A 26,176-nucleotide genomic window follows, 5' to 3' on the forward strand; every position below is an offset into this window, starting at 1 on the left:
GGATCGATCATTCCATATATTAAATTTATCCTTCTCCCTTGTCAAGGACTTCTGGATCGATTAGTATAAAAGTAATAAAGGAGGGGCATTTATATGGCACGAACGGGACGTCCACGGGCTTTTAATCGTGACGAGGCAGTTGCTGCCGCCATGCTTCTGTTCTGGGAACACGGCTATGAATCCACTTCGCTTGCTCAGTTACGTGCTGCCATGGGCGATATATCTGCAGCGAGTTTCTATGCCGCTTTCGAATCAAAAGAATCTCTGTTCCGAGAAGTGATGGATCAATATATCTCGACGTATGGACAAGTTTCTGAAAGTTTCAGGGATACAAGCGTGACATCAAAAAAGGCCATCGAACAAGGACTACGACGATCGGCTCAAATGCAGACAGAAGGCTCCCACCCTCTCGGTTGTTTGTTGATTTTGTCCGCTGTGAATTGTTCACCCGAGCAACAACACATCCGAGAGATGCTTGCCAAGGAACGAGCAAGGGTCCACAGTTGGCTAAAAGGCTGTATAGAGCGGGCCGTAGCCAATGGAGAGCTGCCGGATTCAACGGATATCCCCATGCTGGTAACCTTATTCGAAACATTTCTGCAAGGAATGTCGACACAAGCGCGGGACGGTGTTTCATACGAAGCGATGGATGCCGCCATTACTCAACTGATGAGCATATGGGATGCATTATCGACGAAGTTAGGCTAACGCGACCATCATTAAGCCATAAGGTAAATGAACAAAAAACCTGCTAGCCATAGCTAGCAGGTTTTGCTCTAACAAAGCTTCACCTGTTCCTGAGTACCCGGTCTTCTTTCTTGTATGAATCGCATCCGGTTCCGAAGGTACTTACCAGTGACTCCTTCGAGCCTTCGAGCAGCGTAATCAGTTTTTGCAGGAGAACAGGCTCTTCCTTTTGGAACTCATCGAACCGGAGCCTCAGCCGTTCAAACATTTCTTTATCTTCGCGAATTTCATGACGAATATACTGATCTCTCAGCTTCATCGCCCTTTTGGTGATATCCTTGTAGCCAGCTACAAGCTCTTCGTCATACGGGATGATCCCCTCATCCACCAAGTATCCGATCCGCTCGCTCATCATTTTTTTGTGCTCCCAGAGCACATGAAGGTGTCTTACATCGTTACGGTCACCGAGCCGGGAATCGTTGCCCTCTACGGCATCAAAGTACAGTTGCAAATAGTCGTAGACCTTAATTCCAAAAGCTTCCTCGTTGTCCGAATTGTAATTGATCCGGTTGAGATGAGTTTCTCCGTTTAAATAATCGCGCAGCTGATCAATCGCGGCCGTTTTATCAAAAGGATATGGAGAATGCGGCTCATATTTATAAAAGTACGTATGATGGTCGGCCGTGAGCCTCTCCTTTAGAAGATGCCTCATGGACTGAACGGCGTCCTGGAACTCCCGGAACGGGATCTGCAAATTGCGGTAAACTCCCGTATGGTCGAACATCGACGCATAGAAGACACTTTCGTCCCAATCGAAACCATATAGAAAAAGATGATGTGGGAACGGCTCCTTCTGATAGGAGGCCGCGGGCGAAAGCCTGGCTTCGTCCAAAAACACAACGCAATAATAGCCGTTTTGGATCTGATCCGCGAAAAATTTCGGCCAGGCGTCCAATGCTAAACTCTCCAGAATCGTATAATTGACCGAGCAGGTGAGAAGAAACGGGTTGTTGAAATTCAGTTCGTTGGGCTTGCCCCGAAAAAAATCGACATAATACTGCCTGCCGTCCTCCACAAAGTTTTTTTTGCAGAACATCTGGATAAAATTGCTGTAATACCAAGGCATCGTTTCTTCGTGGATGCTGGTGATCGAGAGTGTGTAAGCCCACCGCAAAAATCCTTTAAGCGGCGGATTCACCACCGGAAGCTGAAACGAGTTCATCTGATTCTCCCCTTTCTGACAAGTGATCCGGAATCGTGACCAGCAGTGTTCGGTGCGATTGAGCCCGGGCGCATCTACTCTCCTTCCTCATGCAAGGATGCAAGCTCGGCATTCAGTCCCACCAAACTGCTGGCTTAACTGCTCGCGCTGCTGTATCCTTTTACGGCTTGTTTCCAGAGCAGCCGTACAGCTGCGAAGAGCAGAAGCGAAGCGGCCAGCGCCAGTCCCACATGAAGCCAGTTGAGCTGCTCAAGCAGAAACATCGGTCCGAAATTGGTAATGAGGAATAGAGGAATAACAAAGGTCCCGATCCGCCGGACCCAGGCCGGGTAAATAGCCATAGGGAAATTGTTGGCGTCCCAAATGGAATGCGCGATCTCGGATACAGAGCCCGTCTGGACGAACCAGAATGACAGCAGCGCCGGGATGATCATCAGGCAGTATGTGATAACAATGGAGACGAGCAGCAGCAGAGCAAACCCCACGAGCTGCAGGAACGTCAGTGGAATATCCATGGCATGCCAGCCGATACCGACCATGACGAACCCAACCAGAATATCAGGGATCGGCAGCGCCAAATCGACGTAACGCAAGGAAGCCATGAACTGAAGAGATACCGGCTTCGTCAGCATTAAATCAAGCGAACCGTCCTTAATATATTCGGGAATTTTCATGAAATTTGTAAAAAACAGGCCGACATAAATTCCGGTCACCACCGTATGCATACCTATAAATAGAAGCAGCCCTTCGGGCGGTATGCCATCTACATGAAGATCGGTACGGAACACAACGAGCACATATAGGAGCTTGGCGAGCAGGTAGACGGATTCGACCAGCAGGCTCATCATAAAATTGCCCCGAAACTCCATTTGGGCGATGAGACAATTTTTGATGAATAAACCGTACAGCCGCATGTATTTCCTCGCGCTTTTAAACATACGCAACGTCCGTTACCCCCCTACTGCCGAATATTTCTTCATGGAAACGCGCCACGTCAGGCGGGATAACCAGAAGAACAGCAGAATCCACCCACACTGGATGAGCAGCCCTTGGTACATAGCCGTTGCTTCCGCTTTGCCGCTGAGGATATTGACCGGAAAATAAATCGTATATGGGAATGGCGTGTACTGAAGTGCCTTCACAACCGATTCCCCGAAAATCTCGAGCGGAAACATGCCTCCGCTCAAAATATTGACGAGCAGACTTGTAATGACAAAAAAATACGAGATCTCATGCAGATAAAAAGCACTCGCACAGATGCAGTAAGCGATCAGGAAATTGAGCAGAAGTGCCCCCGTTAGCGTGACCGCGAACAAAATCAGGCGTATAGCCTGGAGCTCGAGCACGCCACCGGCAGATGCGAACCCAATAATCCCGATGAGCAGTAAAGCTGTAATCCCGTAATAGATCGCCTTCTGGCCGAAAAAAGATACCAGCCGATACCCGAAATAGCTGATCGGTTTGATCAAATACTTGTTAAGACCACCGTTTTTGATATCGTCGGCAATCTGGTGCTCGAACTGGGTAGCGATCAGCTTGGACACCAATCCCGCCAAGATCGTATACAATATAATTTGACCGTACGAATACGAGAACAACGCATCCTGACCGGAATGCCTGTACACCGCCGTCCAGATGAAATACTGAACAAGAATCGGAAACGTGGCCCCCAGAAGACCAAGAAAGAAGTGAAAACGGTATTCCATCGAATGCTGGACGCCCATTGAAAAAACAGCCCTATACAATTTGCCTCTGTTCATCCGACGGATTCCTTGCGGTAGAGCATCGAAATACTCTCCTCGATCGCCACGTCCTCTATTGTCCAGTCCACAATCGGAAACGAATCGAGCACGGCACGCGACACTTCCTTCAAGCGGTACTTAGGCAGCTCCAAAACCGCGTTGTAGTCGTCTGCGCTGACGATTTTTCCGAATTTGGCCAACCGCTGCTCAGCAACGGGTTCGGAGAATTGCAGCCTTATCACTTTGTTCTCGCCAAAAAGATCGTTGATTTTATGAAGATCACCGTCATACAGAATACTGCCTTCATTAATGATGATCGTCCGCTTGCACAGATCCTCCACATCCTTCATGTAGTGGCTCGTCAGCAAAATTGTCGCGCCGAATTGTTCATTGTAGTATTTCAAAAACTCCCTGACCTTCTTCTGGGAAGGGAAATCGAGGCCAATCGTTGGCTCATCGAGATAAAGCAGCTTAGGGCGGTGGATCAGAGCGGCGATCAGCTCCATTTTCATCCGCTCCCCCAAGGACAACCGACGCACCTGCACGTCCAGAAGGTCCTGCACATCGAGCATTTCCGATAACTCGGCAAGACTCCGGCGGTAGAGATCATCATCCACGTCATAAATACATTTGTTCAAATAAATCGACTCGCTGGCGGGAAGGTCCCACCAAAGCTGGTTTTTCTGGCCCATCACAATGGAGAAAAGCCGCTTGAACTCATTCTTTCGCTCCCACGGCACATAGCCGAGTACATCGGCCTCTCCGCTCGTGGGATATAGAATGCCCGATAACATCTTGAGCGTCGTAGTCTTACCCGCCCCGTTAGGCCCAAGAAAACCAACACACTCGCCGGGACCGATATCGAAGGAAACGGATTTAACCGCTTCCTTCACCAGTGACTTGCGAGCAAACAAGTTTTTCAATGAATTTTTGAGTCCGGCTTCTTTCCGGTAATACACAAACGATTTGTGCAGCTCCCGCACACGGATATAGTCCATCTCCGCTCCTCCCAAACGTTTGCCTGATCTGCCTGAATGAACGGCATAAAGTTTAAACGCTTAAACTCCATTGTTATAAAGCAGCACACATTTCGAGCAAATCGGCATCAGACCGCAGGCCAGAACCTCGCGCTGTTTCCGAAGATCTTCGCCGTGGAAAATATCCGCCACGCTATCTTCATACAAATTGCCGACACTGAATTCCGGGAAAAATTTGCACGGATTCACTTTGCCGTCCGGCATCACGTCCATCCGGTTCGAGATCGAGAAGCACTTCGTCCGGTTCATGGCCGGCTTCTCGCTTCCCCGGATAAACCCTTCCACCTCTTCGGGCTCCAGCGCGGGCTGATAGCGGATACGTACATTCCATACGCGTGAATTGACGCGTTTCAGCTCTTCGATCAATGTATCGAAATGCTCCGGCGAGATGTGAAATGTGAAGGAGTGCCAGCTGTTCTTATGATCGTCCGCAAAACGGGAAGCAAGGTGCGGGAAATGGGCATCAAAGTAGGTATCCATTTTCTCCGCCGTACCGGAAGGGATGTACCAAGGGAAGCAGAAGTACACGGAATCTACGCCCATCTCTTCGAAGTATTCCATAAAGCTGTAAAGCTGGCCGACCATTTGGTCATTTACTGTCAGAGCTACAGATACTTTGCCTTTGTACAAGCCCTGCTTTTGCAGATCCAGCAGGAGCTGTATGGCGTGGATCACCTTCTTGAATGTGCCTTTGCCTCTTATCGCGTCATTCTCTTTCTCGAAGCCTTCCAGGCTGATCAGCATGACCAGATTTTCCGACATTTTCAGAATAGAATCCAGCTTCTGTTCAATGAGAATCGCATTCGTACAAATGGTCGTATACCGGTCTTCTTTGGCCAGCAGCTCCGCCAATTCATCGAACTTGGAGTAGAACAGCGGCTCACCGCCCCACAGGAACACGCGTGATTTGCGTTCTCTCGTTTCGGCAAGAAGCTTCTCCACGACAGGAATCTCGATTTCGTCGTTCTTTACTTCTTTGGCAAAACCGTGATGGAAGCCTTCCGGATTCCATTCGAAGCAATGCTTGCAGCGCAGATTGCATCCGTTATTGAGCTTGATCCCAATCTCATAAGGCACAGGGGCCGCATAAGTCGGGTCCTCCTTGAGCTTCCTTCCCGTTTCTGCTAGCGGTACCAGGGTTCTTTTCATATTACGGAACGTCAGTTGGTCAAACGTAACTGCTGTTTTCGGCTGCATAGGTGTTCCTCCCATAATGGTTGATTTTTGATCGCTGCTCCAGCAAACGTCTGCAAATCTCCTCTAGCATAGGTTTCGAAAAATCCTGAGCTTTCCATTCCGCAAACCGGATACCGAAACCACAGGATTCCCAATAGGCTGAATTATGAAGCTCATGGTCGCCAAACGGTTCCAGCATGACAAAAGGGATTCCGAACGCCAGCGAGTCGTTCAGGGTCGCTCCCCCCGGCTTGCTGATGATTGCAACGCAATTTTGCATGAGGTCCGTGTAAGCAGAGTAATGCCCGAGTGGAAACTCCCGGAGAACGCCGTCTTCACGGACATAACGGACCATCGGCGGAAATGTGTGCCGCCCCTGCGCATCCCTGCTCCACGGATCCCAGAAGGCCTCCGTTCCGAAGTAGCGCGTAACCCCGTCGTCCTCCTCCACCTCGGAGGGATCGTAAACGATCACATCAAGGCTGTATCCGAGCTTACGAAGTTCTGAGATCGTTCCGGCATAGGTCCCGATTCCCCAGCCGCCGCCATGGATCAGAATGCGTCCGGTACGCTGTGCATAAGGCAGAGGCTCCGCTTCGTCCGAAGCAAGGTAACTGCCCGGCGACAGCTTTGAGGGCTCGTAGAACCAGACGTTGTCGTAGCCTAAATATAATTGCTTGTGTACCTTATAAGACGGCGTATCACTCGCATCCAACCGAATCAGCCGGATGTCCAGCGAGATGTCGGCAGCTACCTTATAACGCTCCAGGATTGGCAGCCAGAAGCCGGTAAAGACGGCAAAGCGGGAGACACCGGCCTGTCTCCAATCGTCCAGCATTCTCCGGACCGCTTCCTCGTCCAGGGAAGAGTCAACGGGCTTGGCCAGCTTATGGCCCATACGGGCAACGGAGAAATCCGCATGGAATGCTTTTTTGGTAGAGCGGATCTTGCGCCGGACTTCCTCGTGATACAAGTTCTCCAGAACATGAACCTCTGTTCCGATACCTTTGCCTTGCAGGTACGTATGCAGATGCATAGCCGGAATGTATGCGCCAAGCGAATTGCCCGACGCCAGCAAGGTGACCGAAGATGAATACATGCGCAGCCTCCGAGTTCCAGATTTAGTTGTACACTTTAACGGATAAGTCGGCGAGCATCTGACGCAGGCTTTTGACCAATTCACTGCGATGTTCGTCGTCACGCCCCAGCACGGCTGCATACAGCCGTCCCTTCGGCATCCCCCGTTTGTTCTGTGTTCCTTCGGCGATACGGCGCCGTGTTAGAATCTCGTTCACCATGACGGTATTGGATGATAACGGAACGATCCCGTAATCCCCGGGTGCTGTCAACAGAAGACCGGATTCGTGCAGAGCCTGCAGGAGTTTCCCGAATGTGAAGCCTTGCGGAAGACCGAGAGAGAAGAACGTAAGCCAGCCGGTATGGCCGTATGGTTCCCACCATTTATCGAGATACGCGTTAATCAGTCCCATGGACTTGCGGGCGTTGATCTCCACAATGGATACGACTTCTCCGTCCTCCAGAATCATGGAGTCGAAGCAGACAAAGCCGTGGTAGCCGTCCTCGGCCAGAGCCCGGAGCGCTTTCTCTATCACGGTAAAATAGCCGGCGTTCTCCAGCATGTCGTTAAAATCTTCATTGGCTTGGATAGACCCGCTGTAGTTTTGCTGGTGATTCATCATCCGCTGAACGGAGATGAACTCCTTCTCACCGTTCTCCTGGATGAACCAGTGAGAACTGAAATCGGTCACTTTCGGCAGCAGGGGCTCTAGCAGAAACTGAACGCTCAATCCGCTTCCCTCCTGCTTATACAGGTGCTCCGCTATCCTTCGCTGCATGGCTTCGCTGTCAATGAGCAGATTGCCCTTGCCCGAAACACCGAATGGATCTTTCAGCAAATACGGTCCCCGCTTCAAAAGCGTAGTTCCAATCGCCTCTATTTCCGCAGCGCTGTTTGCCTCCATCCCGTAGCGCTTCTCGCCAATTCTAGCCAGGAGTCTGCTCGAGTATATCTTGGAGTTGACACGTACAACCGTCTCCATGTCCGGTAAAGGAGCGAACGATCCAGCGGCACGGAGGTAAGTTTCCGTTTCTGCTGTAATAGCGTACGGTGATAGAATGTTGGTAGCGTTGGTGAACAACGCTTCATCCGGTGATTGTGTTTGGCGTAAACCGTTTTCGGTATATAAGGAAGAGATCGATCCCGGCAAGAGTGCCCCCTCAGAATAACCGGCACCGGCCGTCTGCAGCACCCTGTTTGCCGTTATGGGATCTTGGGCTTGTTCGGCTGCAAGGCTGAACATGCACCGCTTGAAAACGTCTGATCCTGGTAAAGACTTATGCTCATCATTCAAATCATAGTGATAACGGGACCGAAAAGAAAAACCCAGCCCGTTCAGGTATTCGTGCAGCGCCGGATCAATTTTGCAACGACTGTAAAGGACATCGTCCGATCCGCAAAATGGAAATAGCAGCTCGTCCATGCAGAGGACAATCGATTCTCGCTCCTTATCGGGCATAGCGGGCAGCCGGGCCAGATCCGGATCCCTCCAACGTGTTTCGGGATCGAAGGTACCCATCACGATTTTCTGAATCACGCCGGCTTTATTGCTTGACATCTTCGTATAGGGGCTGCTTCTGCGATTGGCAGCTTTTCAGAAAAGTAATAAATGAGTCGATCGACTGGAGGTGTTCGTAATCGAATTGGTCATAGTCAATAACCACGTTTAACTGATCTTCAACCTTGAGCATAAACTGGATCATTTGCAGAGAATCGAGGCCTATATCGTTGTTTAGATCCGTATCGAGGGACAGGTTTTGGCGGAGTTCCGGTTGGTCTTCTTTGATAGAGCACAAAATGTCTACGATTTTACCGTACATGACTACACTCCTTTAGTGGGTTAATATACGAGGTACAACCGAATCTTTACATTTAGAAATTCCATTCGAACAAAAACTCCTAAAACACATTCCCTCCTTTTACCATAGTTACAATTATTATCTTCCTGGTGTTAAAATCTGTCAACAATAAATATAACAGGATTCGATAGAGCGAAAATTGCCGAAAACTACGCCCTGTCTCGATAACCACGGCTTCATCTACGTAGATATTCTTGTCTCACGACAAAAGGAGCTGTAACCTCTAAAGGTCACTAGCTCCTTGTATTCATGACGTGGTAATATGCGTGATGTTTCCTGCGCGGTCGAAAATCAGCCTGGGACATTTCGTAAAAGCTTCCACACTTCATTCAGTATGTCGATTCTCTGCTGATCCTTTTTTCTGCTGATCCTTTAACGAATGGGGCGTTCGGATATTCATCCTCGCTTGTTATAACTGGAAAAACATCCCGTGGCAGACGGACGTACTAGATCTGAAGCCGCTGTGGTCCAGGCTTGAAGCATTAATCCGATGTGGCATCTTGTTCTTTTGGCAATGGTAAACCCGCTTCCACCAATCGCTTGTTGCGAGCGAAGAACACCGTAAGTACGAGCATAAACAGTCCGGTACCGATCAGCAGCCATTCGATTTTAACCACATCAGCAAGTGGGCCGAATATCAACATCCCGATGGGCATCATCGAAGTCGAGATCATCCCGAAGACACCGAATATACGTCCCAGATAATTTTCGTCCACCTTCTCCTGCAGCATGACGGTCGTCGGCGTATTAAATATGGGCATCGCTACTCCAAATACAGCCATGATGACTAAGTAAATCCAGAATACAGGTACAATGCCGAGCGCAAAAGTAGACACGGCCATGATGAAGCTGGCTATAGCCATCGTGTACACTTTATTTTTGAACCCGCCCCATGACGCGATGATCCCTCCTCCTGTCATCATGCCGACGGAAAACGCGATTTCGATTGCCGTTAAGCGCCATACATCGTCACCGAAGCTGCGGGTAACCTGCAGCGGAGTCAGAAAGGCAGCAGGTGCCATGAGCACAAAGAAAAATGCGAAGAAGATAAAGAAGGATTTTAAAAAAGCATGCTGTTTTATATACACCAAGCCCTCCTTGAAGTCGTCCAGGTAGCCTGTACTTTGCGTATCGGATGCCTTTTTGTGCAGCGGAATTTTGAGAAAAACAAACAAGGTAAAGATTGCGATCGCAGCCGTAACGACGTCGATAAAAAAAATCATTTCGATTGTTGCCATGGTAAGCAAAGCCGCGCTGACAATAGGCGCTACGAACATGGTGAGTGCTTGTAGGCTGCCGTTAATTCCATTAACTTTCGTTAGCTTCTCTTGCGGCACAATTTGAGGCAATATCGCCCCGACCGCTGGTGTCTGAATGCCTGCCCCGAGTGCACGTACGGCAGAAATGACAAACAGCAGCCAAACCGCTTGGTAGCCAAGCATAAACGTAATGGCCAAAATTAGCGTAACCACCGCGATCATTGCATCCGCAATCATAATGAGCGATTTACGGTTGAAGCGGTCCGCCCATACGCCCGCAAACGGCGACAGCAAAAACGTCGGAATGAATCCGCAAATAATATACAGCGTCATCATCATGCCTGACTGCGTAGTCAGCGTAAAAATATAGGGAAACCCATATGGGAAACCAATGATACTTTAGGGGATTTTACGAGGTAGAGGCTAATAGACTAACTCCGTGTGGACCGTGATTCCGCTATTAGAAAGCAAAGGTGCTTAATATAAGGTTAAGTGGACACAGGTTCCGCTATTGCCTGGCATATCACCCTAAAAACATGAAAAAGCCGAGAATAACGGATTCTGTGTCCGCGAAGTCTTGAATTTGGTACATTTATTCGGGAATAGCGGATCTCCTGTCCGCATACATCAGTTGCACACTGCATACATCAGTGCACACTGCCCATGAATTGCCCGACGGTTGCATTTATTCAATCAGTATTGTTATTTCCAGCTCTTTCGTGGAGTTTTTCGCGCTTATCCATTCTGTTCAGGTTGAGTTTCCCTCAAGCAACTCTTCATTGTGGGCCCATATCCGGCACGTTGTATTTTCCCGTTATATGAAAAACAAACTCCAAAACGACTGGAAGAAGGGACCCGTCGATTGACAGGTCCCTTCTTCGCTGTGCATACCTATATCTCACGAGAAACTTATCGATTCCAAGAAAAAAGTATGAATGAACGTCCTCTTGATGCTTACGCCAGGTTTATGCTTCGAATCGAGTCCATATTCACTTTCGGTTTACCCTCGATCGTCAGCAAGCCGTTCACTTCCTGCTGCACGTCTGTAATTTGCGTATAGCAGAATCCGCTCACGTATGGCAAATTTTTAATCGCTTGTGTAATTCCCTCGTATCGCTTCAAAAATTCCTCCTCGTTGCGAACCTGATTGCCGTAACCCCAACCCTCTTCGCTTGTAAAGGCGATGCCGCCATATTCACTGATGATCACAGGCTGGCCTCGATAGCCATAACCCTTCGCGAATGGATAACGATGCTTGTTATGCGCGAATTCGTTGCCTAACAGCGCGTCTTTGTCCCGATATCGCTCTTCCAGCATAGCGCCTATCTCTTCATAATCGTGGAGAGTGATGATATCCGAAACCGTATGTTCCCAGCCATCGTTCACGATGACCGGCCGCATCTGGTCGAATGCCTTGGTCAAATGATAGATCGATTCGGTAAATTGCTGCTGCTTGCGGTCGGTGGCAATGTCGGTTATCCCCCAGGACTCGTTGAACGGTACCCATGCGATGATAGATGGATGATTGTAATGCTGCCGGACAACAGCCATCCACTCATTCGTGAATCGCTCCACCGCATCGTCCCCGAATTCGTAGGTCGACGGCATTTCCGACCATACCAGCAGCCCTTTGCGGTCGCACCAATATAAGTAACGGGGATCTTCCAGCTTCTGATGCTTGCGCACGCCGTTAAAGCCGAGGGCAAGCGTTTTGTCGATGTCTTCCAGCAGCGCTTCCTCCGACGGAGGCGTCAGATGCGTATCGTTCCAATAACCCTGGTCCAGCAGCAATCTCTGATAGATCGGCGTATGATTCAATATAATTTGATCGCCTACGATCCGGATGCTCCGCATGCCGAAATATGAATAGACCGTGTCGATGGGATTACCGTTTTGTTTCAGGATCATCTCGACGTCGTATAAATTCGGATGGTTCGGATGCCATGGCTTGATCTTCCATTCCCCTACCGCTTCGTTGACGACGCTTACATCAACCGTTACGGTTCCTCGCTCCACACTCGTTTCCGTTGAGCGGATCAGCTTCCCGTCAAACCGGATGATCGTCTGAAGGGTTAATCCATCATAATCATGCCCGGAATTGCCGAGTTCGTAATGGAAGTTCGCCGTCCCGCGCTCAAGCTCCGGGGTTATTTTCACCCGGTTGATATGAATCGGATTCACGTACTCCATCCATACGGTCTGCCATATCCCCGTCGTCTGCACATACCAGCAGCCGAAGTTGTCCTTCATCCATCGCTGCTTGCCGCGCGGTTGGGTACAGCTGTTGCTGTCCACGGCTCGAACGGTAATCCTGTTCTCTCGGCCAAGCTCGACCGCCTCGGTAATATCGAAGGAAAAGGCTGCGTATCCTCCCTCATGCGTACCGATTTTGTTGCCGTTGACCCACAGGGTCGCCGAGTAATCGACCGCTTGAAAATGCAGCAAGACACGTTTGCCTGCTTCCTTAGCAGGTATGGCAACCATCCGCTCATACCATACGCAGGGATGGAACGATTCATCTGCTATACCGCTTGCTTTCGTCTCGAACGCGAAGGGGACCGTAATTTTGCGGTCGGCTTCAAGACGGTCGTACCACTTGCCACCTTCCCCTTCCCATGCATCGTCGAACCGGAAATCCCATTCCCCGTTCAGATTTTCCCAGTTTTCACGTACCAGTTGCGGTCTGGGATAGTCTTTAATATATTTGTGCGAGCTAGACATTATGTTCCACTCTCCATCTTCTGTAAGTTTATCGTATCTATTTCGTACCTATGGATTCCACCGTTAAGTCGCCAAGTTCGATCTGCTCCGCATGAACCGATCGTAGCCCTACTCTCCCCTGCATGAATGCCCGGGGATCATCATATGTCAGGACCGGCTCTTCCCCGTCCTGTAGATATACGCGGATCGTGCCTCGAACCGCCTCAATTCGCAAGTTTGCTGGCTCATTCGGTTCGAGCGAAATTTTAACGCTATGCAGCAATTCAGAATCGTAATTATGTTTGTACATCTCAAGCTTCGTCGCGCTGACCGCAAGGAAATACCCCATCAGCGAATCGCTCACCTGATCCCGGAAATCCGACTCGTTAGTCACTCGGAAGAGCACGCCCGCTTGACCGGACGGATCGTCCCCCAGCTTCACGGTCGTTCGGATAAGATAGTCAGTCCAAAGGGGGCTTCCTCCATACATCTTGGCATCGGAATCGGCAGCGCCGGCAAAACCGCCGGTAGTTTCGATCCACTGGCCGTGGACATCCTCGGCGCTTGTTTGTTCCAGAAGATGCTCCAACTTAAACTTTTGCTCGTCGACCAGCTCGAAGTCCATCGTTTTCCATTCCATCGTATGGTCGCTGTCCAATTGAACGGCAAGGCTATGTAATCCCTTTTCGAGCTTTAGGGATCCAACCCGAATTTTAACCCAGGGTTCGCTATCGGAGTAATGGCTGTCGTCGACTTTATAGCTTCCGGCTTTCTTATCGTCCACGAGCAGCTTGAAGGATGCCGGCCCCGCTCCGGCCTTGACCGTTAGGTCCAGCGCATACATGCCGGATTCCGACACGTTCACCGCATAACGCAACCAGTCTCCTTTTTCCGTCAGCGATGCCGAGTAACTCCCATCCTCTGCCACCTGGATCGCCGTACCGTCAGAACTACGCCATGCGCCTGCTGCCGATGGATGGCGGACCGAGAATCCTCTGCCTTCATTACTTAAGTAATGTACCGCCTCAATGCTGCCCGGAAGCGGTTTTGCCGTTTCGAAGTCACTGCTACCGGAAGCGTGATTCGAGAATGCCGTATACGAAAAACTCAGCTCGCCGGTTTCGTATCGATAACCGATTTTGCCTGGTCCAAACGGTTCCGCTGATTGATCGAGCTTCAGAGTGCCGTCCAGGTAAACCTGCAGCCGATCTTCTCCACGCTCGACGCGAATCGTGTGCAGCTTGGACCAATCTGTGTCTTCGGAAATCTCCGCCGTTGCAAGCACATCGCGTGTTCCGCCCTCCATCCTGCCCACGGATATCCGGTTTCGCTCCGGCTCGATTTCGGCGAACGCGTATTGATTCGCTTCCTGATACGCGAACAACGCGGCGACGCGAGCCTTCGATGGGACCAAGTTATATTCGGCCGTATACATTCGATCCGTGCTCTCTTTGCTCACGATTTGTGCAATTCCTCCAGAATTCGCTGCTTCCCACCGGCTTTGATCGATGGCGGCTAGGTCCAGCCTATCGGCAAAGACCGGCCCTCCCGGGAGGGGCTGATCGTAATTCGTAGGCCCAAGAATCTCCATCTTGTCTCCGTTGAAGACCAGCCTGTCGATGTTCATGCGACGCACTGGCGTGCCTTCTTGCGATCTTCCCGTCAAGTTATGATATACGAGATAATAGGAATCCAGATCGGGTCCCAATACGGTCGAGCTGTGGCCGAGTCCGTAGAAGTCCGGCTTGGTGCTGATGACGAGCGGATTGTTGGCCGGAACGGTATACGGACCGAGCGGCGAATCATGGGACACGGCATAGTGAATGCGATAACCTTTGCTGAACACGTGATTGCCGGTATACGTCATGTAATAGGTTCCATTCCGTTTGATAATCATGGACCCTTCCGTCCAATGTCCCAGATAGGGCCCTGGGATCGTCTGGCCCACCCCGAATTCAGCGGGACCGTCCATGGGAACGCCGACAATGCCTGACGAACCTGCATGCGTGAACAGCCAGGAGCCGTCATCATCGATAAACACCGAGCCGTCGATACTCATCCCGACGTTCTCGGAGATCCGTTCGAACGGGCCTGTCGGCGATTCGCTGCGAAACACATAATGCCCCTTTCCAGCCGGAGACGTATAGAGATAGAACCAGCCGTTCCAGTAAATCACTTCAGGTGCGTAGGCGCCGGTCGATACGGGATCCTCCGTCACCAGACCCGCATACCTCCAATCGACCAGATTGTCCGATATCCACGCCTTAATGCCCGTCCGGTGATCCTTCGTGCTGACATACAGATAATAGCGGCCGTCATGCCGCAGTACATACGGATCCCCGTTGCCATAATCCTCCCATTCTTCCTCTAGGGAAGGAAAAGGATTGGCGTACATCTTTTCGTTGTAAATGTCCAAATCGACCGCCTCCGGTTTCGTTCTTGAATCGCATCCTGACAATGCCAATCCGGCCAGTAATCCTAACGTGCCAAGACAACAAACGATCCTTGGCAAGAGAGGCATACTTATCGGCACATGCCTCACCCCTTGATTCCGCTGATTGCCATCGACTCAATAAAGTATCTTTGGCAGAAAAAGAACACGATGATTACCGGCACCATGGCTATGATGGCGGCAGCCATGATCATCGGATAGTCCGACTGGCCGATGTACATGGCCTGCATCGAGGCGATCAGCACTTGAATCGTTTGCTTCTCGGGCGTGTGCAAGTAAATCAGCGGACCAAGAAAATCGTTCCAGATGCCCATAAAGCCAAGTGCAGCTTGGGCGGCGAGGGCCGGCTTCATGATCGGCAGCGCGATTTTGAAGAAAATGCCCGGAAAGCTGCAGCCGTCGATCTTCGCCGCTTCGATCAATTCCGTCGGCATCGCGCTTTGCATGTATTGCCTGATAAAAAAGATGACAACGATATTGCCGAACAGGCCGGGCACGATGAGCGGCAGCAGTGTGTCCACCCAATCCAGCCTGGAAAATCCGATATACTGCGGTATCATAACGACCGAATACGGAATCATCATCGTTCCGAGCAAACCCATGAACAGCATGCCTTTGTAAGGAAATTCGAATTTACCGAACGCATAGGCAGACATCGCGGATACCAGCATCCCAATCGTTAGAACGATCACCACGATGATCAAGCTGTTCATGAATCCGTGAAGCAAGGGCGACTCCAGCCAGACTTTTGCGTAGTTATCGAACGTAATCGGATCGGGAATCCACTGTGGCGGAATTTCAAATACGTTTCGCCGATCCTTTAATGAAGTCGAGATGGTCCATATGAACGGTGCGATCATAAAGATCGAACCGCAAAGCAACAGCAGCAGCGACCAGAGGTCCGTCATTTTTTCCCGTTTCACAGATTTCCCCCCTAGTCTTGGTAAACCCATCGATTGGAAAGCTTAAATTGAATGAGCGTAACGATAAAGATGAGAATGCCCAGTACCCAGGCCACCGCGCTGGCATAGCCCATATTGAAGTACTCGAACGCGTGCTGGAAAATATAATAGACGACCGTGGCACCGCTGTATTCCGGCCCGCCATCCACCGCAAGCACGTAAATTTGGCTGAATGACTGGAACGCGCCAATGATACCCATGACGATGACGAAAAAATGGATCGGCGTGAGCAGCGGGATCGTAATTCGCGTCAGCTTGTGCCATGCACCGGCGCCATCGATTTCCGCAGCTTCATAATACGTCGAGGAGATCGATTGCAGTCCTGCAAGGTACAGCACCATGTTTCCGCCGATGCCGCTCCACAGCCCGATCAGGATGAGCGAAGGCTTCACCCACTCCGGCTTGCCTAGCCAGTTAGGCCCGGTTATGCCGAACGTTTCCCACAGGAAGTTGTTGAGCAATCCGTAATCTTGATTCAATATCCACTGCCACAGCAGTGATACCGCGATAATTGGTGATATGACCGGAAGATAATAAATCGTCCGCATGAACGAGATGCCGGCGAATTTGCGGTTCATTAAGATGGCCAGCAGCATCGAGAGTATCATGCCGAGTGGAATGCCGATCATCAAATAGATCGTATTGTACAACGATTTGAACACTTTCTCGTCTTTCAACAGATCCTTATAGTTTGCGAGCCCCGACCACTGTGGATCGGTAAGCATATCCCATTTATGAAAGCTGATATAGATCGAGAACAAGATCGGCACAAGGCCGAACAAAAGAAACCCGAGAACCGGCGGAGTCACGAACAGATACAACCATGCCAGTTCTCTTCTGCGATACCCGCCAAGCTTGGTACCCATATTCCATTCCACCTTCGCCTGTATTTCGTTATGACAGGATGCCCGTACGGCGGGAGGCGCCGATATGAATGGCTGACGCCCCCTGCCCCTGCGGCATTATTTATTGCCTTTGTCGTACAGTTCCTGCATCTTCGGCTGGATCTGGGCCGTAAAGTCTTTCGCCGACATCTGACCGTTCCATACTTTGCTCGCGTTCTGGTTGAACGTATCGATCCATTGCGTATCCTTCGAGAAAGCCACCACGTCCGGGCGTCCGTAATCTTGGATAATATCGAGGAATACTTGCCGTGTCTGCGGTCCTTTGTCCATTTCCTTAAATTCGCCTTCTGCCATGTCGATCAGGTTAGGAACCGCTTGACCAAGCTGGTAGTTTTCGCGCTGCCCTTGCTCATCCAGGGACAGAAAGGCCGCCAAGTCGAACGCTTCCTGCGGGTGTTTGGATTTCGCCGAAACGGAAAATCCCATCGAGCCGAGCCAGGTCGCCGTTTGTCCCGTATTCGGGCTTGCCGGCCACGCAGCAATGTCCCAACCGAAAGGCAGCTCCCAGAATGCAGGCTGATCCCATGGGCCCATCGCAAACATCGCCAGCTGGCCGTTAATAAAGCGGGTATATGCATTCATCGCTTGCTCGGCTTCCTGATTCGGACTGACCTTATGTTTCAGGTTCAGGTCAGCGACAAATTGCATCGCCTCATAGAATTCGGGCTCGTTTACCTTTACCGTGCCGGTGGCGTAGTCGATATATTCACCGCCGTTGCCCCATACTGCCGATTCCAAACTGTAAGCGCCTACACCATATTGATCGGGCTTTCCGTCGCCGTTAGCGTCGACCGTCAGCTTTTGGGCGGCTTCCAGCATGTCGTCCCAGGTCCATTCCCCTGCCGTTGCGGAAGGGTAGGGTACACCTGCTTCGTCAAACAAATCCTTGTTGTAGACAAATGACCATGGTCCTACGTCCTTAGGCAGTCCGTACATGTCTCCGGCACCGACCTTGCTGCCGTCAAAGCGGTAGCGGTCCATTGCCTGCTTCCATACGTTATCGGGATTAAACAATGAGGTCTGGTCCAGATAGGACTGAATGTTGAGGAGCGTTCCGGCTTCCGCGAAGCGGTAAAACTCGGGACCTCCAACGTAGAATACGTCCGGAACCTTGCCGGAGCTGATCAGCGTCGTCATCTTCTGTGAGTACTCGCCTGGCGGCACCGAAGTGTATTTAACGGTGACGTGCGGGTACTTCTCCTCGAAGGAAGCGATCAGCTTTTCGAAAATCTTCTTTTCGTTCGGATTGCCGTGGCCCATAAACTCAATCGTTACAGGTTCTTTTGAGTCCTGCCCGGTGGAAGCTTCATTGCCAGGTGTCGAAGTGTCCGGGTTGCTTGGAGTTGCCCCGTCCTTTGGTCCATTGCCGCCGCTGCAAGCGGTTAACGCGAACATCAGCAGCAGCATGATCATGCCTGCGAATTTGCCCTTCGATTTCATGCGATTCCCCTCTTCTTTAAAAGATGTGGTGTAAGCGCTTTACGAAATCATGATAACTTATAATAATATAATTTTATATACTATATTTAATATAAAATAGGGGTCTTCTCCATTGTCGACCTTCTGCTTTACTCTTTTACCAGCATAACTGGCACCACGATTCTTCTCGCCTCAAAAGCTCCTTCGATCTGCTCGATTAACAGCTCTACGGTCAACCGGCACATCTCCTCCTCGTTTTGTCGGATATATGGGATATTCGGCAGATCCGGCGGATCGAACGTGATCAGCTCCAGTTCGTCCGGCACCTGTCTACGGGATGCAACTGCTGCTTTATAGACATTTCTGCACAGCTCCGTATTGGCCGTAATGATGCCGGTGATATGGGGACTGCCATCTAAAAACGCCTTGATATGTTCGATGGATTGACCTGATGCGATCTCTTCCAGCGGGAGAAGACACCATAAGCTTTTGTCGATCGACAATCCGTGCTCCAGAAAAGCCTGCTCAAACCCTTGGGCCCTCTCGTCCGTCACCGTATTCGTAATTTCAGGAGAGATGAACGCGATGGACGAATGGCCTTTATTAAGTAAATACTCCACGGCTTCCCTTGTGCCATTTACGTTATCCGAGCTTACACTGTATGTCTTAACCTCCTTCAAAAACCGGTCGATCAGAACAAAGGGGAAACGGTCCAGCGAGAGCCTCAGAATCGAATCGTTATACGTCTCGTTTTCAACCGGAAAAATGATCATGCCATCCACCCCCTGCTTTAGAAAGGACGAGATGACCTTGGATTCCTCGAGCTGGGATTCGCGTGTAATTCTTAGCATCACTTCAAAACCTGCGGCAGACGCGTACTTCTCGATGTTATCCAAAAAACGCTGGTCCACTTTCGTTTTCATCGTCGGCAGCACTAACCCGATACGCCCGCTCTTGCCCGGACCTGCTGTCCATTCTCCCAACTGATCAAGCGCCGTGGCATTCTCCGGTCTGCTCATGACGAAGGTGCCCTTGCCTTGGATCCGGACAAGCAAGCCTTCCTCCATCAGTCCGACCAGCGCATTTTTGCTTGTAATTTGACTGACGCGGTAACGTTCGGACAATTCTCTCTCCGAAGGGACCCGGTCCCCTTCCCGCAGCTTGCCGATGGCGATCAGCCGCTTGATATCTTCCTGAATTTTTTTGTACAGCGGCAGAGATTTCAATGCCCATCACAACCTTTATGATTTAAATAGTATATTTAGTATATTATTATAATATAACTTGGTGTTTGTAAATGACTAAAAACATCGTTCGAGAGGATTCCAAAGGAAACAGACTGCTCTTAATGGAGATTTTCAGACGATATCAACAGTAGGCGCTCGAGACGCAAACCTTCTTATATCAATTAAGCGGCTGTCCCAAAAGATCTTAGATCTTGCGGGAGGCCCCCTTCTTGCTGCTAGAAGACGCTCCATGTACGAATCATTCCTCCCATCGCTGTTGCTTGTCCGGAATCGATTCGTCCTCTCCGCTACGCCGTGCAGATTTCTTGCTTTTTTAGACGCAAAGAAACCGTTCTTTGGTAAAATGGAGGTCGACCCAAACCATTTCCGAAAGGAACGGTTTCTTTTGTACATTCAATATGCCATGGACCAACTCTATCTGCCAGACGACCGAATCTTTGCGAGTGCCTATCCCGGCGGCGGTCGAGACAGCTACCATCCCAAGATGCTACCCAAAGTCATCGTCTACGCTTACACACAACGGATCTACTTTTCTCGTCAGATCGCCAAAGCCGTTCGCGAGAATGTCATGTTCATGTGGATTGCCGGGAGAAACTTCGAAGCATGGAGGGTCATGGGTTGTCGGTTCGGCGAAGCTCGAGCCGGAAAGTGTGTTTGGGCAGATTAAAAACAACTGTGGATTCCGGCGATTTCTGCTTCGGGGCTTGCATAAAGTGAGCCTGGAGGTTGGGTGGCTTTGGCTTGCCCATAATTTGCTCAAGAAGGCGGCCAATGATCAAAACAGAAGCCATAGCGGTGTGGGAATAATATCCTGAGCACCGCCATGGCTTTATTTGACACACTTTCTGTTTATGTGAATCGTACGTCAAGCAACTAAATCTACTTTAAGGACGACCCCTTGATGGGTTATTTCATTGTATTCTTAGATCGAACTTCGTGAAGTCCGATTCATTCCGGCCAAATCCAATGGACCGGTACGACTTCACGCCTTGGCTCGTGCGTACCGTACAACTGTTCCGACAGCAAATCGCCGGCACGCCGGCTTACTTCATCCAATTGCTGACGGACGAAAGGAATGCCTTCGATATCCGGATCGTCAAAAGCGGCTAGTTGCGGTTCGTTCCCTGCTCCCGTCCTCATTTCCCGAATGGCATAATGGGTATAGCGGGCCAATTCCGCGTTAACGGCAAAGACGGCCGTGATATCGCTCCGATCACGCAGAAAACGAACGACATCCCGTTGTCCGTGACCCTCTGCTATAGTTTCCAAATCCAGCATGCACCACAGTGTCTTGTCTATAGGCAAGCCCTGCTCCATAAAAGCGGCCTCGAAGCCTTTGGCTCTTTCGTCCGTAACCGAATTTGTAATTTCCGGTGACAGGAAGGCAATGCGCCTGTGTCCCACCGCAAGCAAACTGGATATAGCTTCGCGAACGCCTCCGTAATTGTCAGAGCTGACGCTGTACGCTTTGATCTCTTTCAAGAAACGGTCGACAAGCACCAATGGAACCCGATCGAGCGACAAGCGTAGAATTGCATTATTGTAGCTTTCCTGCTCGACCGGGAAAATGATAAACCCATCGACGCCTCGTTCTTGGAACTGCTTGATCGCTCGGTATTCTTCCTCTTGCGACTCGCGTGTAATTCGGATCAACAGGTCATACTCCCGCTCCGCACAATAACGTTCCAGACCATCCAGCAGCTGCTGGTCGATCTTGGTTTTCATCGTTGGCAAAATAATCGCGATCGTCTTTTTTGTGCCCGACTTAAGATGTAGCTCTTCCAGAATGACCTGCTCCCGAACGAAGGTGCCCTTTCCCCGATATCGCACTAACAAGCCTTCCTCTACCAAACCGTTGAGCGCGTTTTTGGTTGTAATCTGGCTCACACCGTACCGCTGAGCCAAGTCCTTCTCCGACGCTACCAAGGCGCCTGCCTGCAGCTCGCCGCTCTGAATGCGCTGGCGTATGTCGTTCTGAATACGTTTATATAACGGATGCTCCATGTCTGACCTCGCTTTTTACGTCAGTCCCACTGAAAAAATAATATATATTTAGTATATCTTAAATGATATTAATTGCGATACAATCCCTTTTAGAAAGCGCTTTCTATCCGAGTTGGGAGGTTAATTGCTTATGAAACGGAACAAAGGCTTCTGGAAGAAACCACTTGCTTTCGTCGTCATGCTTGCGCTTGCTTTAACGGCAATTCCATTGTCACCGGTTCATGCCGCTTCATCAGGCATGGCGTGGGCTTCGCAGCAGATTGCCATCTATACGCCGCCATCGGGAGGCGTATGGTATCCTCGGCTGCTCAAGCTTACGCCGAGCGAGTGGCTCGTATCCTTCGACACCAACGCTGGCGGAGGCAACACGCGCATTGTGGTCTCCCGAACACAGGACGGAGGCTATACATGGAGCGCTCCGATCACAGCTGTCTCAAGCAGCGCCGGCAATGTGGGGAACGGTCAAATATTAAGGCTGCCAAGCGGGGAAATTTGGTTAGCCTATCGGCAGGTCGTACAGAACGGCTCGACCTATGACATCCAGCTTAACGTCAAGCGGAGCGTCGACGGTGGTTACACCTGGAGCGATTTGCCTGGCGGATTGGTCGGGAGTTCAACCGCCTCCAGCTTTAAAGGTTTGTGGGAGCCGCATCTAGACATGATCAACGGCACAATCGCGGTGCTTTATGCGGACGACAGTCCGGCTGCGGTCGGAACGACCGGGCTGCAAAATTTGTATATGAAGACCTGGAACGGAAGCGGCTGGGGCAGCCGCATCACGGTTAGCGACGGAGTTGCCGCTGGCTCCCGCGAAGGCATGCCGGTCATCACACGAATGAACGACGGGCGGTATATAACCGTATTCGAAGCCTCGGACGTTGCCGGCCACCCTTTTGTCATCAAATATAAAATATCGCCGGACGGCTTCAATTGGTCGGTTCCCCGTCAAACGATGTACGTGCCCAGCGGCAATGGCAAAAAGGCGGGTGCTCCGTTCGTCGTGAAGCTTGACGACGGCCGTCTTATGGCCGCATTCCAGACCGATGAAAGCAGCGCCAACACGGGGGATCCTTACACCTCGATGTTTACGATGATCAGCTCCGATAACGGCGCGTCATGGCAGTGCAAAACCAACGTTTTTCCGGTATCCGATACGAAATCCTCCAACTGGAATGCCCTGATGACCATTGATTCGACCCGTGTCGCAGCTGTCACCAGCGCAACTTATCCGGCAAACGGCATCTATCTGCGCTTCGGGCATGTCGTGACACCGCCGCAAACGAATGTCGTAAACAATCCCGGTTTTGAAACAGCCAATGTAGCGGGCTGGACGACGTACGGCGATGATTACCCGAAACGGATTCTTATTCATGGAGCTAATGACGGCGTTGGGCTTCCCGCTGCCGAAGGCTCTTACTTTGTCGGTCTCGCGGGCACAAGCGGACCTTCGACCGCGTATGTCGGACAGACGATTAGCGGTCTCGATAACGGCACGTATACGATGCGTGCCCGCATGCGCAGCAGCGGAGGCCAGAACAGCTGTGTCATGGAAGTGAAGGACTACGGAGGCAGCATGCTTCAAACCGGGTGTCCGGTGACAACAGCGTGGACGTCTGTCACGATATCCAATATTCAAGTGACGAGTGGCAAGGCGACGATCGGATTTTACGTATCCAATTCGACCTCTTCCCAATGGGCGGATATCGATCAGGTCGAGTTCTTCCAGAACTAGTAGGAGTATAACCTCCGGCTAAACCAATCGTCTAAATGAGGCCTCTCCACGATAGAAGTAGGTTAAAATGCATTAACATTGTTGAAACTACTTTATTCCAAGGGCGTCCAAAAGTCATCATAGATGGCAGTGGACGGCCCCTTTCATTTTAGTCAGCAAAAAGATTACTTCTTGCCTTTGATTATGGTCGTTGTATGCAAGATCATCACTTGATCGCTTTCCTCACATCTCTTCAAACAAGACCTCCGATACAAGAAACGCTGTACCGTCGTATTCGTACCGCAACCGGACCGCGACCGGGAATTCGCCAGGCGAAACCTGAATCGGCACCGATGCGTATAAGGTGCCTCCCTCAACGTAATAACTAACTATGTTGCCAAGCGCGGGCTGATCCAGCCATAAACCGGCGTCTTCCTCCTTATATTCAAATGTGCGAGTTACCCCGTCCAGCATGAATTGAAAAATCCGTTTTGCCGCTTCTGCTGTCGCCTTGTAGCTTAGTCTGGACTTTACCGAAAGCACCGGATCGGCTGACATCACCTCTCTAAAACTTTCTGTTAGAAGTTTCAACTCCGATTCTCTAATGCCAGTACCGTAGCCGGTTGTCAAAATGATTGCAAGTACATCCTCCTTGTTATTCTTTGCAGGCAGCAATGCAACGTCTGGATAGTAAGTTTCGTTGCTCACATTTTTCCAATCATGAAAGGTATGTTCCGTGTCGCCATACTGAACGTGGATGGAGCGGATCATCCCTTCTTTTTGGATTAGAGTTCCGGTCATCTTGAGACCAATCTGTGCATCCTCATTCAAAATCACGGGTTTTTCTTGTTCGTCTCCAGTCTTGAATTCCTCCAAAGGCGCTCCCGTTTCGTCTATGTTGATTTGCTCAATAAGCGAGATTTTGTGTGTATCGTTACGAAGGGTAACGTCGATCGTTTCCTCATACGTCATCGGAATCGAATCCCGCAGCAGCAGACGGAGTCGATATACGGTTTGCGCCTCTTCTCTGTTGATCTCCTTCACGTACACGTCATATACCCAAGGGCTGGACACATCATAGCGGTCAAGAGGCCATTTTACCTCGGGATGCTCCCATATATCCGGCGTTGGGCCGCCCCAGATGCCAAGCTCTCGCAGCAAGAGAGCTTCGGTCAGTGTCACGATCGTGCGGTCGTTAGCCTGTTTGATCTCATTTTTCGCAAGCTTCCACCAGTCGAAGTCGCCTCCTGTTCCAAGCAGGATGCTGGAAAACGTTCCTCCCCCCTGTGTGCCTGGACCTGGAGCTACCGGATGGGGAATAGATGGGGTCTGGTTTCCGAACCAGATCCCACCCCCTAACAGAAGCAGTATCGCGGGAATGATGGCTACAGCAGGTCGTCTCCATCCACGGCGGGTTCGTTTCATTTCAACCACCGTAAGTCTTTTTTCCACATCCTCCATCATGTCAGCTTTAAATCGCCGCTCCTTAAAGGGCGGTCCAGCCAGTCTCTTATTCCAATCCGGCTTCCATTCATTCATCGTCGTTCGCTCCTTCCCATCTGGCGGCAACCTTCTTTTTAGCTCGGTAAATTCTAGACTTTACCGTCCCTGGCGCCGTAGGATTCCATCAGCATCCGTATGTCCGAAATATTCAGTTCCGCAGAATACTGCATCTGCATCTCCCTCAAGCTGTTCGCCCCCCTTACCAAAACAGACTCCATACGGTCGATGAAAGTTCCCGAAATCAAATGAATATTATCCGGCAGTTTAATATGTAATGGTCGTCACCTTGACCGATTCTCTTCAAAGAACTAAAAAGGACACCTGTTTTTAGGTGTCCCTCTGTTTATTTTGTGCAAGCGGGTCAGACCTGCTTATCTGCGGCGATCAATAAGAAAATGGGGCGCCTGAATGCATCATGCCATTCTGGATCCTGAAGCTGCTCGTGTTCTGGCTTAAGCTCAGACATTTCCCTAAACTGGAATCCTGCTTTCACTAACGCATTCATCTGTGTGGCTATATTCCGATGGTACTTGGTGACTTCATTGTCAAGAAATCTAGTTTGGCGTGCGCCTTCCTCATGATAGTGATCGATAGGCCAAAATAACTTCTCTCCGTCCGGGCCATAATACCAATCTTGTTCGGGCACAGCAGTAAACACGGGGTGTTCAACTGAAAAGACAAACGAACCTCCAACCGTTAGACTCTGATATACCTTTTTACAGATATCCTCGAAATCACGAATGTAATGAAGTGCAAGCGAACTAATCACGACATCGAACTCGTTAGCAGGGTAGTCAAAATCCTCTATTGCGGCCTGCACATATTCTATGTTCGTGTCATCGGTCATTAACCTTGCCCTCTCCAGCATGTTCTTTGAGATATCCACTCCGACCACAGACCGCGCATGCTGTTCTCTTACGTACCTGCAGTGCCACCCGAATCCGCAACCGAGATCTAGCACCTTTTTATCTCTAAGATCCGGAAACATCGATCGAAAGGCACCCCATTCTCCTGCTCCTTCTAATCCTTTGATTGAACGGGGGAGTTGATTGTAATTCTTAAAAAAACCCAGATCATCATACTTGTTTTGCTTCACTACAATCTCCCCTTAACGTTATTTTATAATTCCACCCCATTATATTTGACCTATTTTCATTCCTCAACGCCAGTCTTGTTTCTGCTCTAATTGTGATCATGGATCAAGCACTTTAAC

The 26,176-nt window shown here is 50.3% G+C and carries 19 protein-coding genes and 3 pseudogenes; 4 read left to right on the forward strand and 18 right to left on the reverse strand.

Annotation, left to right across the window (positions count from 1 at the left end; all coding sequences use genetic code 11):
- Positions 1–93 precede the first annotated feature (93 nt).
- Positions 94–708 carry a TetR/AcrR family transcriptional regulator gene (locus J7E85_RS16230; RefSeq protein ID WP_215159464.1) on the forward strand — a complete coding sequence of 205 codons (615 nt, stop codon included), beginning with the start codon at positions 94–96 and terminating at the stop codon, positions 706–708.
- 79 nt (positions 709–787) lie between these two features.
- On the opposite strand, the gene J7E85_RS16235 is transcribed toward J7E85_RS16230, so the two are convergent.
- The 15 genes and pseudogenes from J7E85_RS16235 to J7E85_RS16305 all read right to left on the reverse strand — a co-directional run bounded on the left by J7E85_RS16235 (position 788) and on the right by J7E85_RS16305 (position 19,724).
- The gene (locus J7E85_RS16235; RefSeq protein ID WP_251035763.1) at positions 788–1,909 is read right to left on the reverse strand and encodes a hypothetical protein; all 1,122 of its coding nucleotides are present in this window, start codon (positions 1,907–1,909) and stop codon (positions 788–790) included.
- Between the two features lie 134 nt (positions 1,910–2,043).
- Entirely contained in the window at positions 2,044–2,847 is an 804-nt protein-coding gene (locus tag J7E85_RS16240; RefSeq protein WP_215159517.1) for an ABC transporter permease, read from the reverse strand.
- Positions 2,848–2,859: 12 nt separating this feature from the next.
- Entirely contained in the window at positions 2,860–3,669 is an 810-nt protein-coding gene (locus J7E85_RS16245) for an ABC transporter permease (protein WP_215159467.1), read from the reverse strand.
- On the reverse strand, positions 3,666–4,649 hold the full coding sequence (locus tag J7E85_RS16250; RefSeq protein ID WP_076321627.1) for an ABC transporter ATP-binding protein: 984 nt from the start codon (positions 4,647–4,649) through the stop codon (positions 3,666–3,668). The genes J7E85_RS16245 and J7E85_RS16250 overlap by 4 nt, the downstream gene beginning before the upstream one ends.
- 60 nt (positions 4,650–4,709) lie before the next feature.
- Positions 4,710–5,885, reverse strand: a complete 1,176-nt coding sequence (locus J7E85_RS16255) for a radical SAM protein (RefSeq protein ID WP_215159469.1) — start codon at positions 5,883–5,885, stop codon at positions 4,710–4,712.
- Positions 5,857–6,963, reverse strand: coding sequence for a glycosyltransferase family protein (locus J7E85_RS16260; RefSeq protein WP_215159471.1), 1,107 nt, complete (start codon positions 6,961–6,963; stop codon positions 5,857–5,859). Before J7E85_RS16260 ends, J7E85_RS16255 begins: the two co-directional genes overlap by 29 nt.
- A 22-nt stretch (positions 6,964–6,985) precedes the next feature.
- Positions 6,986–8,500: an ATP-grasp domain-containing protein gene (locus tag J7E85_RS16265; protein ID WP_215159473.1), complete on the reverse strand. Its 1,515-nt coding sequence runs from the start codon at positions 8,498–8,500 to the stop codon at positions 6,986–6,988.
- Entirely contained in the window at positions 8,487–8,762 is a 276-nt protein-coding gene (locus J7E85_RS16270; RefSeq protein ID WP_215159475.1) for an acyl carrier protein, read from the reverse strand. Before J7E85_RS16270 ends, J7E85_RS16265 begins: the two co-directional genes overlap by 14 nt.
- A 521-nt stretch (positions 8,763–9,283) precedes the next feature.
- Positions 9,284–10,423: pseudogene (locus J7E85_RS16275) on the reverse strand (MFS transporter); the annotation flags it as partial.
- Between the two features lie 591 nt (positions 10,424–11,014).
- Entirely contained in the window at positions 11,015–12,781 is a 1,767-nt protein-coding gene (locus J7E85_RS16280) for a glycoside hydrolase family 2 protein (RefSeq protein ID WP_215159477.1), read from the reverse strand.
- 37 nt (positions 12,782–12,818) lie between these two features.
- Complete coding sequence (locus tag J7E85_RS16285; protein WP_215159479.1) at positions 12,819–15,176, reverse strand: family 43 glycosylhydrolase; 2,358 nt, start codon at positions 15,174–15,176, stop codon at positions 12,819–12,821.
- Positions 15,177–15,298: 122 nt separating this feature from the next.
- Entirely contained in the window at positions 15,299–16,135 is an 837-nt protein-coding gene (locus tag J7E85_RS16290; RefSeq protein ID WP_215159481.1) for a carbohydrate ABC transporter permease, read from the reverse strand.
- 11 nt (positions 16,136–16,146) lie between these two features.
- Positions 16,147–17,040 (reverse strand): carbohydrate ABC transporter permease, encoded by an 894-nt coding sequence (locus J7E85_RS16295; RefSeq protein ID WP_215159483.1) that lies wholly within the window; start codon positions 17,038–17,040, stop codon positions 16,147–16,149.
- Between the two features lie 96 nt (positions 17,041–17,136).
- Positions 17,137–18,519, reverse strand: coding sequence for an ABC transporter substrate-binding protein (locus J7E85_RS16300; RefSeq protein ID WP_215159485.1), 1,383 nt, complete (start codon positions 18,517–18,519; stop codon positions 17,137–17,139).
- A gap of 128 nt (positions 18,520–18,647) precedes the next feature.
- On the reverse strand, positions 18,648–19,724 hold the full coding sequence (locus J7E85_RS16305) for a GntR family transcriptional regulator (protein WP_215159487.1): 1,077 nt from the start codon (positions 19,722–19,724) through the stop codon (positions 18,648–18,650).
- A 424-nt stretch (positions 19,725–20,148) separates the two neighbouring features.
- On the opposite strand from J7E85_RS16305, the pseudogene J7E85_RS34860 reads away from it, so the two are divergent.
- Together J7E85_RS34860 and J7E85_RS16315 are read left to right on the forward strand one after the other, a co-directional pair.
- Positions 20,149–20,283 (forward strand): annotated as a pseudogene (locus J7E85_RS34860) (transposase); the annotation flags it as partial.
- A 62-nt stretch (positions 20,284–20,345) separates the two neighbouring features.
- Positions 20,346–20,560, forward strand: a pseudogene (locus J7E85_RS16315) (transposase); the annotation flags it as partial.
- Positions 20,561–20,693: 133 nt separating this feature from the next.
- Here J7E85_RS16315 and J7E85_RS16320 read toward each other — a convergent pair.
- Positions 20,694–21,749, reverse strand: a complete 1,056-nt coding sequence (locus J7E85_RS16320) for a LacI family DNA-binding transcriptional regulator (protein ID WP_215159489.1) — start codon at positions 21,747–21,749, stop codon at positions 20,694–20,696.
- Positions 21,750–21,879: 130 nt separating this feature from the next.
- On the opposite strand from J7E85_RS16320, the gene J7E85_RS16325 reads away from it, so the two are divergent.
- Complete coding sequence (locus J7E85_RS16325) at positions 21,880–23,481, forward strand: sialidase family protein (RefSeq protein WP_215159491.1); 1,602 nt, start codon at positions 21,880–21,882, stop codon at positions 23,479–23,481.
- A 222-nt stretch (positions 23,482–23,703) separates the two neighbouring features.
- On the opposite strand, the gene J7E85_RS16330 is transcribed toward J7E85_RS16325, so the two are convergent.
- Both J7E85_RS16330 and J7E85_RS16335 read right to left on the reverse strand, forming a co-directional pair.
- Positions 23,704–24,999: a hypothetical protein gene (locus tag J7E85_RS16330; RefSeq protein WP_215159493.1), complete on the reverse strand. Its 1,296-nt coding sequence runs from the start codon at positions 24,997–24,999 to the stop codon at positions 23,704–23,706.
- A 325-nt stretch (positions 25,000–25,324) separates the two neighbouring features.
- A complete protein-coding gene (locus tag J7E85_RS16335) occupies positions 25,325–26,059 on the reverse strand; it encodes a class I SAM-dependent methyltransferase (RefSeq protein ID WP_215159495.1) in 735 nt (244 codons plus the stop codon).
- Positions 26,060–26,176 lie beyond the last annotated feature (117 nt).

The organism is Paenibacillus sp. ISL-20, from assembly GCF_018613005.1.
In the GTDB taxonomy this organism is placed as follows: domain Bacteria; phylum Bacillota; class Bacilli; order Paenibacillales; family Paenibacillaceae; genus Paenibacillus_AQ.

Excerpts from the sequence above, each read along its gene's own strand:
- J7E85_RS16230 (WP_215159464.1), top strand. The coding sequence starts at position 94 with ATGGCACGAACGGGACGTCCACGGGCTTTTAATCGTGACGAGGCAGTT.
- J7E85_RS16235 (WP_251035763.1), bottom strand. The coding sequence starts at position 1,909 with ATGAACTCGTTTCAGCTTCCGGTGGTGAATCCGCCGCTTAAAGGATTT.
- J7E85_RS16240 (WP_215159517.1), bottom strand. The coding sequence starts at position 2,847 with ATGTTTAAAAGCGCGAGGAAATACATGCGGCTGTACGGTTTATTCATC.
- J7E85_RS16245 (WP_215159467.1), bottom strand. The coding sequence starts at position 3,669 with ATGAACAGAGGCAAATTGTATAGGGCTGTTTTTTCAATGGGCGTCCAG.
- J7E85_RS16250 (WP_076321627.1), bottom strand. The coding sequence starts at position 4,649 with ATGGACTATATCCGTGTGCGGGAGCTGCACAAATCGTTTGTGTATTAC.
- J7E85_RS16255 (WP_215159469.1), bottom strand. The coding sequence starts at position 5,885 with ATGCAGCCGAAAACAGCAGTTACGTTTGACCAACTGACGTTCCGTAAT.
- J7E85_RS16260 (WP_215159471.1), bottom strand. The coding sequence starts at position 6,963 with ATGTATTCATCTTCGGTCACCTTGCTGGCGTCGGGCAATTCGCTTGGC.
- J7E85_RS16265 (WP_215159473.1), bottom strand. The coding sequence starts at position 8,500 with ATGTCAAGCAATAAAGCCGGCGTGATTCAGAAAATCGTGATGGGTACC.
- J7E85_RS16270 (WP_215159475.1), bottom strand. The coding sequence starts at position 8,762 with ATGTACGGTAAAATCGTAGACATTTTGTGCTCTATCAAAGAAGACCAA.
- J7E85_RS16280 (WP_215159477.1), bottom strand. The coding sequence starts at position 12,781 with ATGTCTAGCTCGCACAAATATATTAAAGACTATCCCAGACCGCAACTG.
- J7E85_RS16295 (WP_215159483.1), bottom strand. The coding sequence starts at position 17,040 with ATGGGTACCAAGCTTGGCGGGTATCGCAGAAGAGAACTGGCATGGTTG.
- J7E85_RS16300 (WP_215159485.1), bottom strand. The coding sequence starts at position 18,519 with ATGAAATCGAAGGGCAAATTCGCAGGCATGATCATGCTGCTGCTGATG.
- J7E85_RS16320 (WP_215159489.1), bottom strand. The coding sequence starts at position 21,749 with ATGGAGCATCCGTTATATAAACGTATTCAGAACGACATACGCCAGCGC.
- J7E85_RS16325 (WP_215159491.1), top strand. The coding sequence starts at position 21,880 with ATGAAACGGAACAAAGGCTTCTGGAAGAAACCACTTGCTTTCGTCGTC.
- J7E85_RS16330 (WP_215159493.1), bottom strand. The coding sequence starts at position 24,999 with ATGAATGAATGGAAGCCGGATTGGAATAAGAGACTGGCTGGACCGCCC.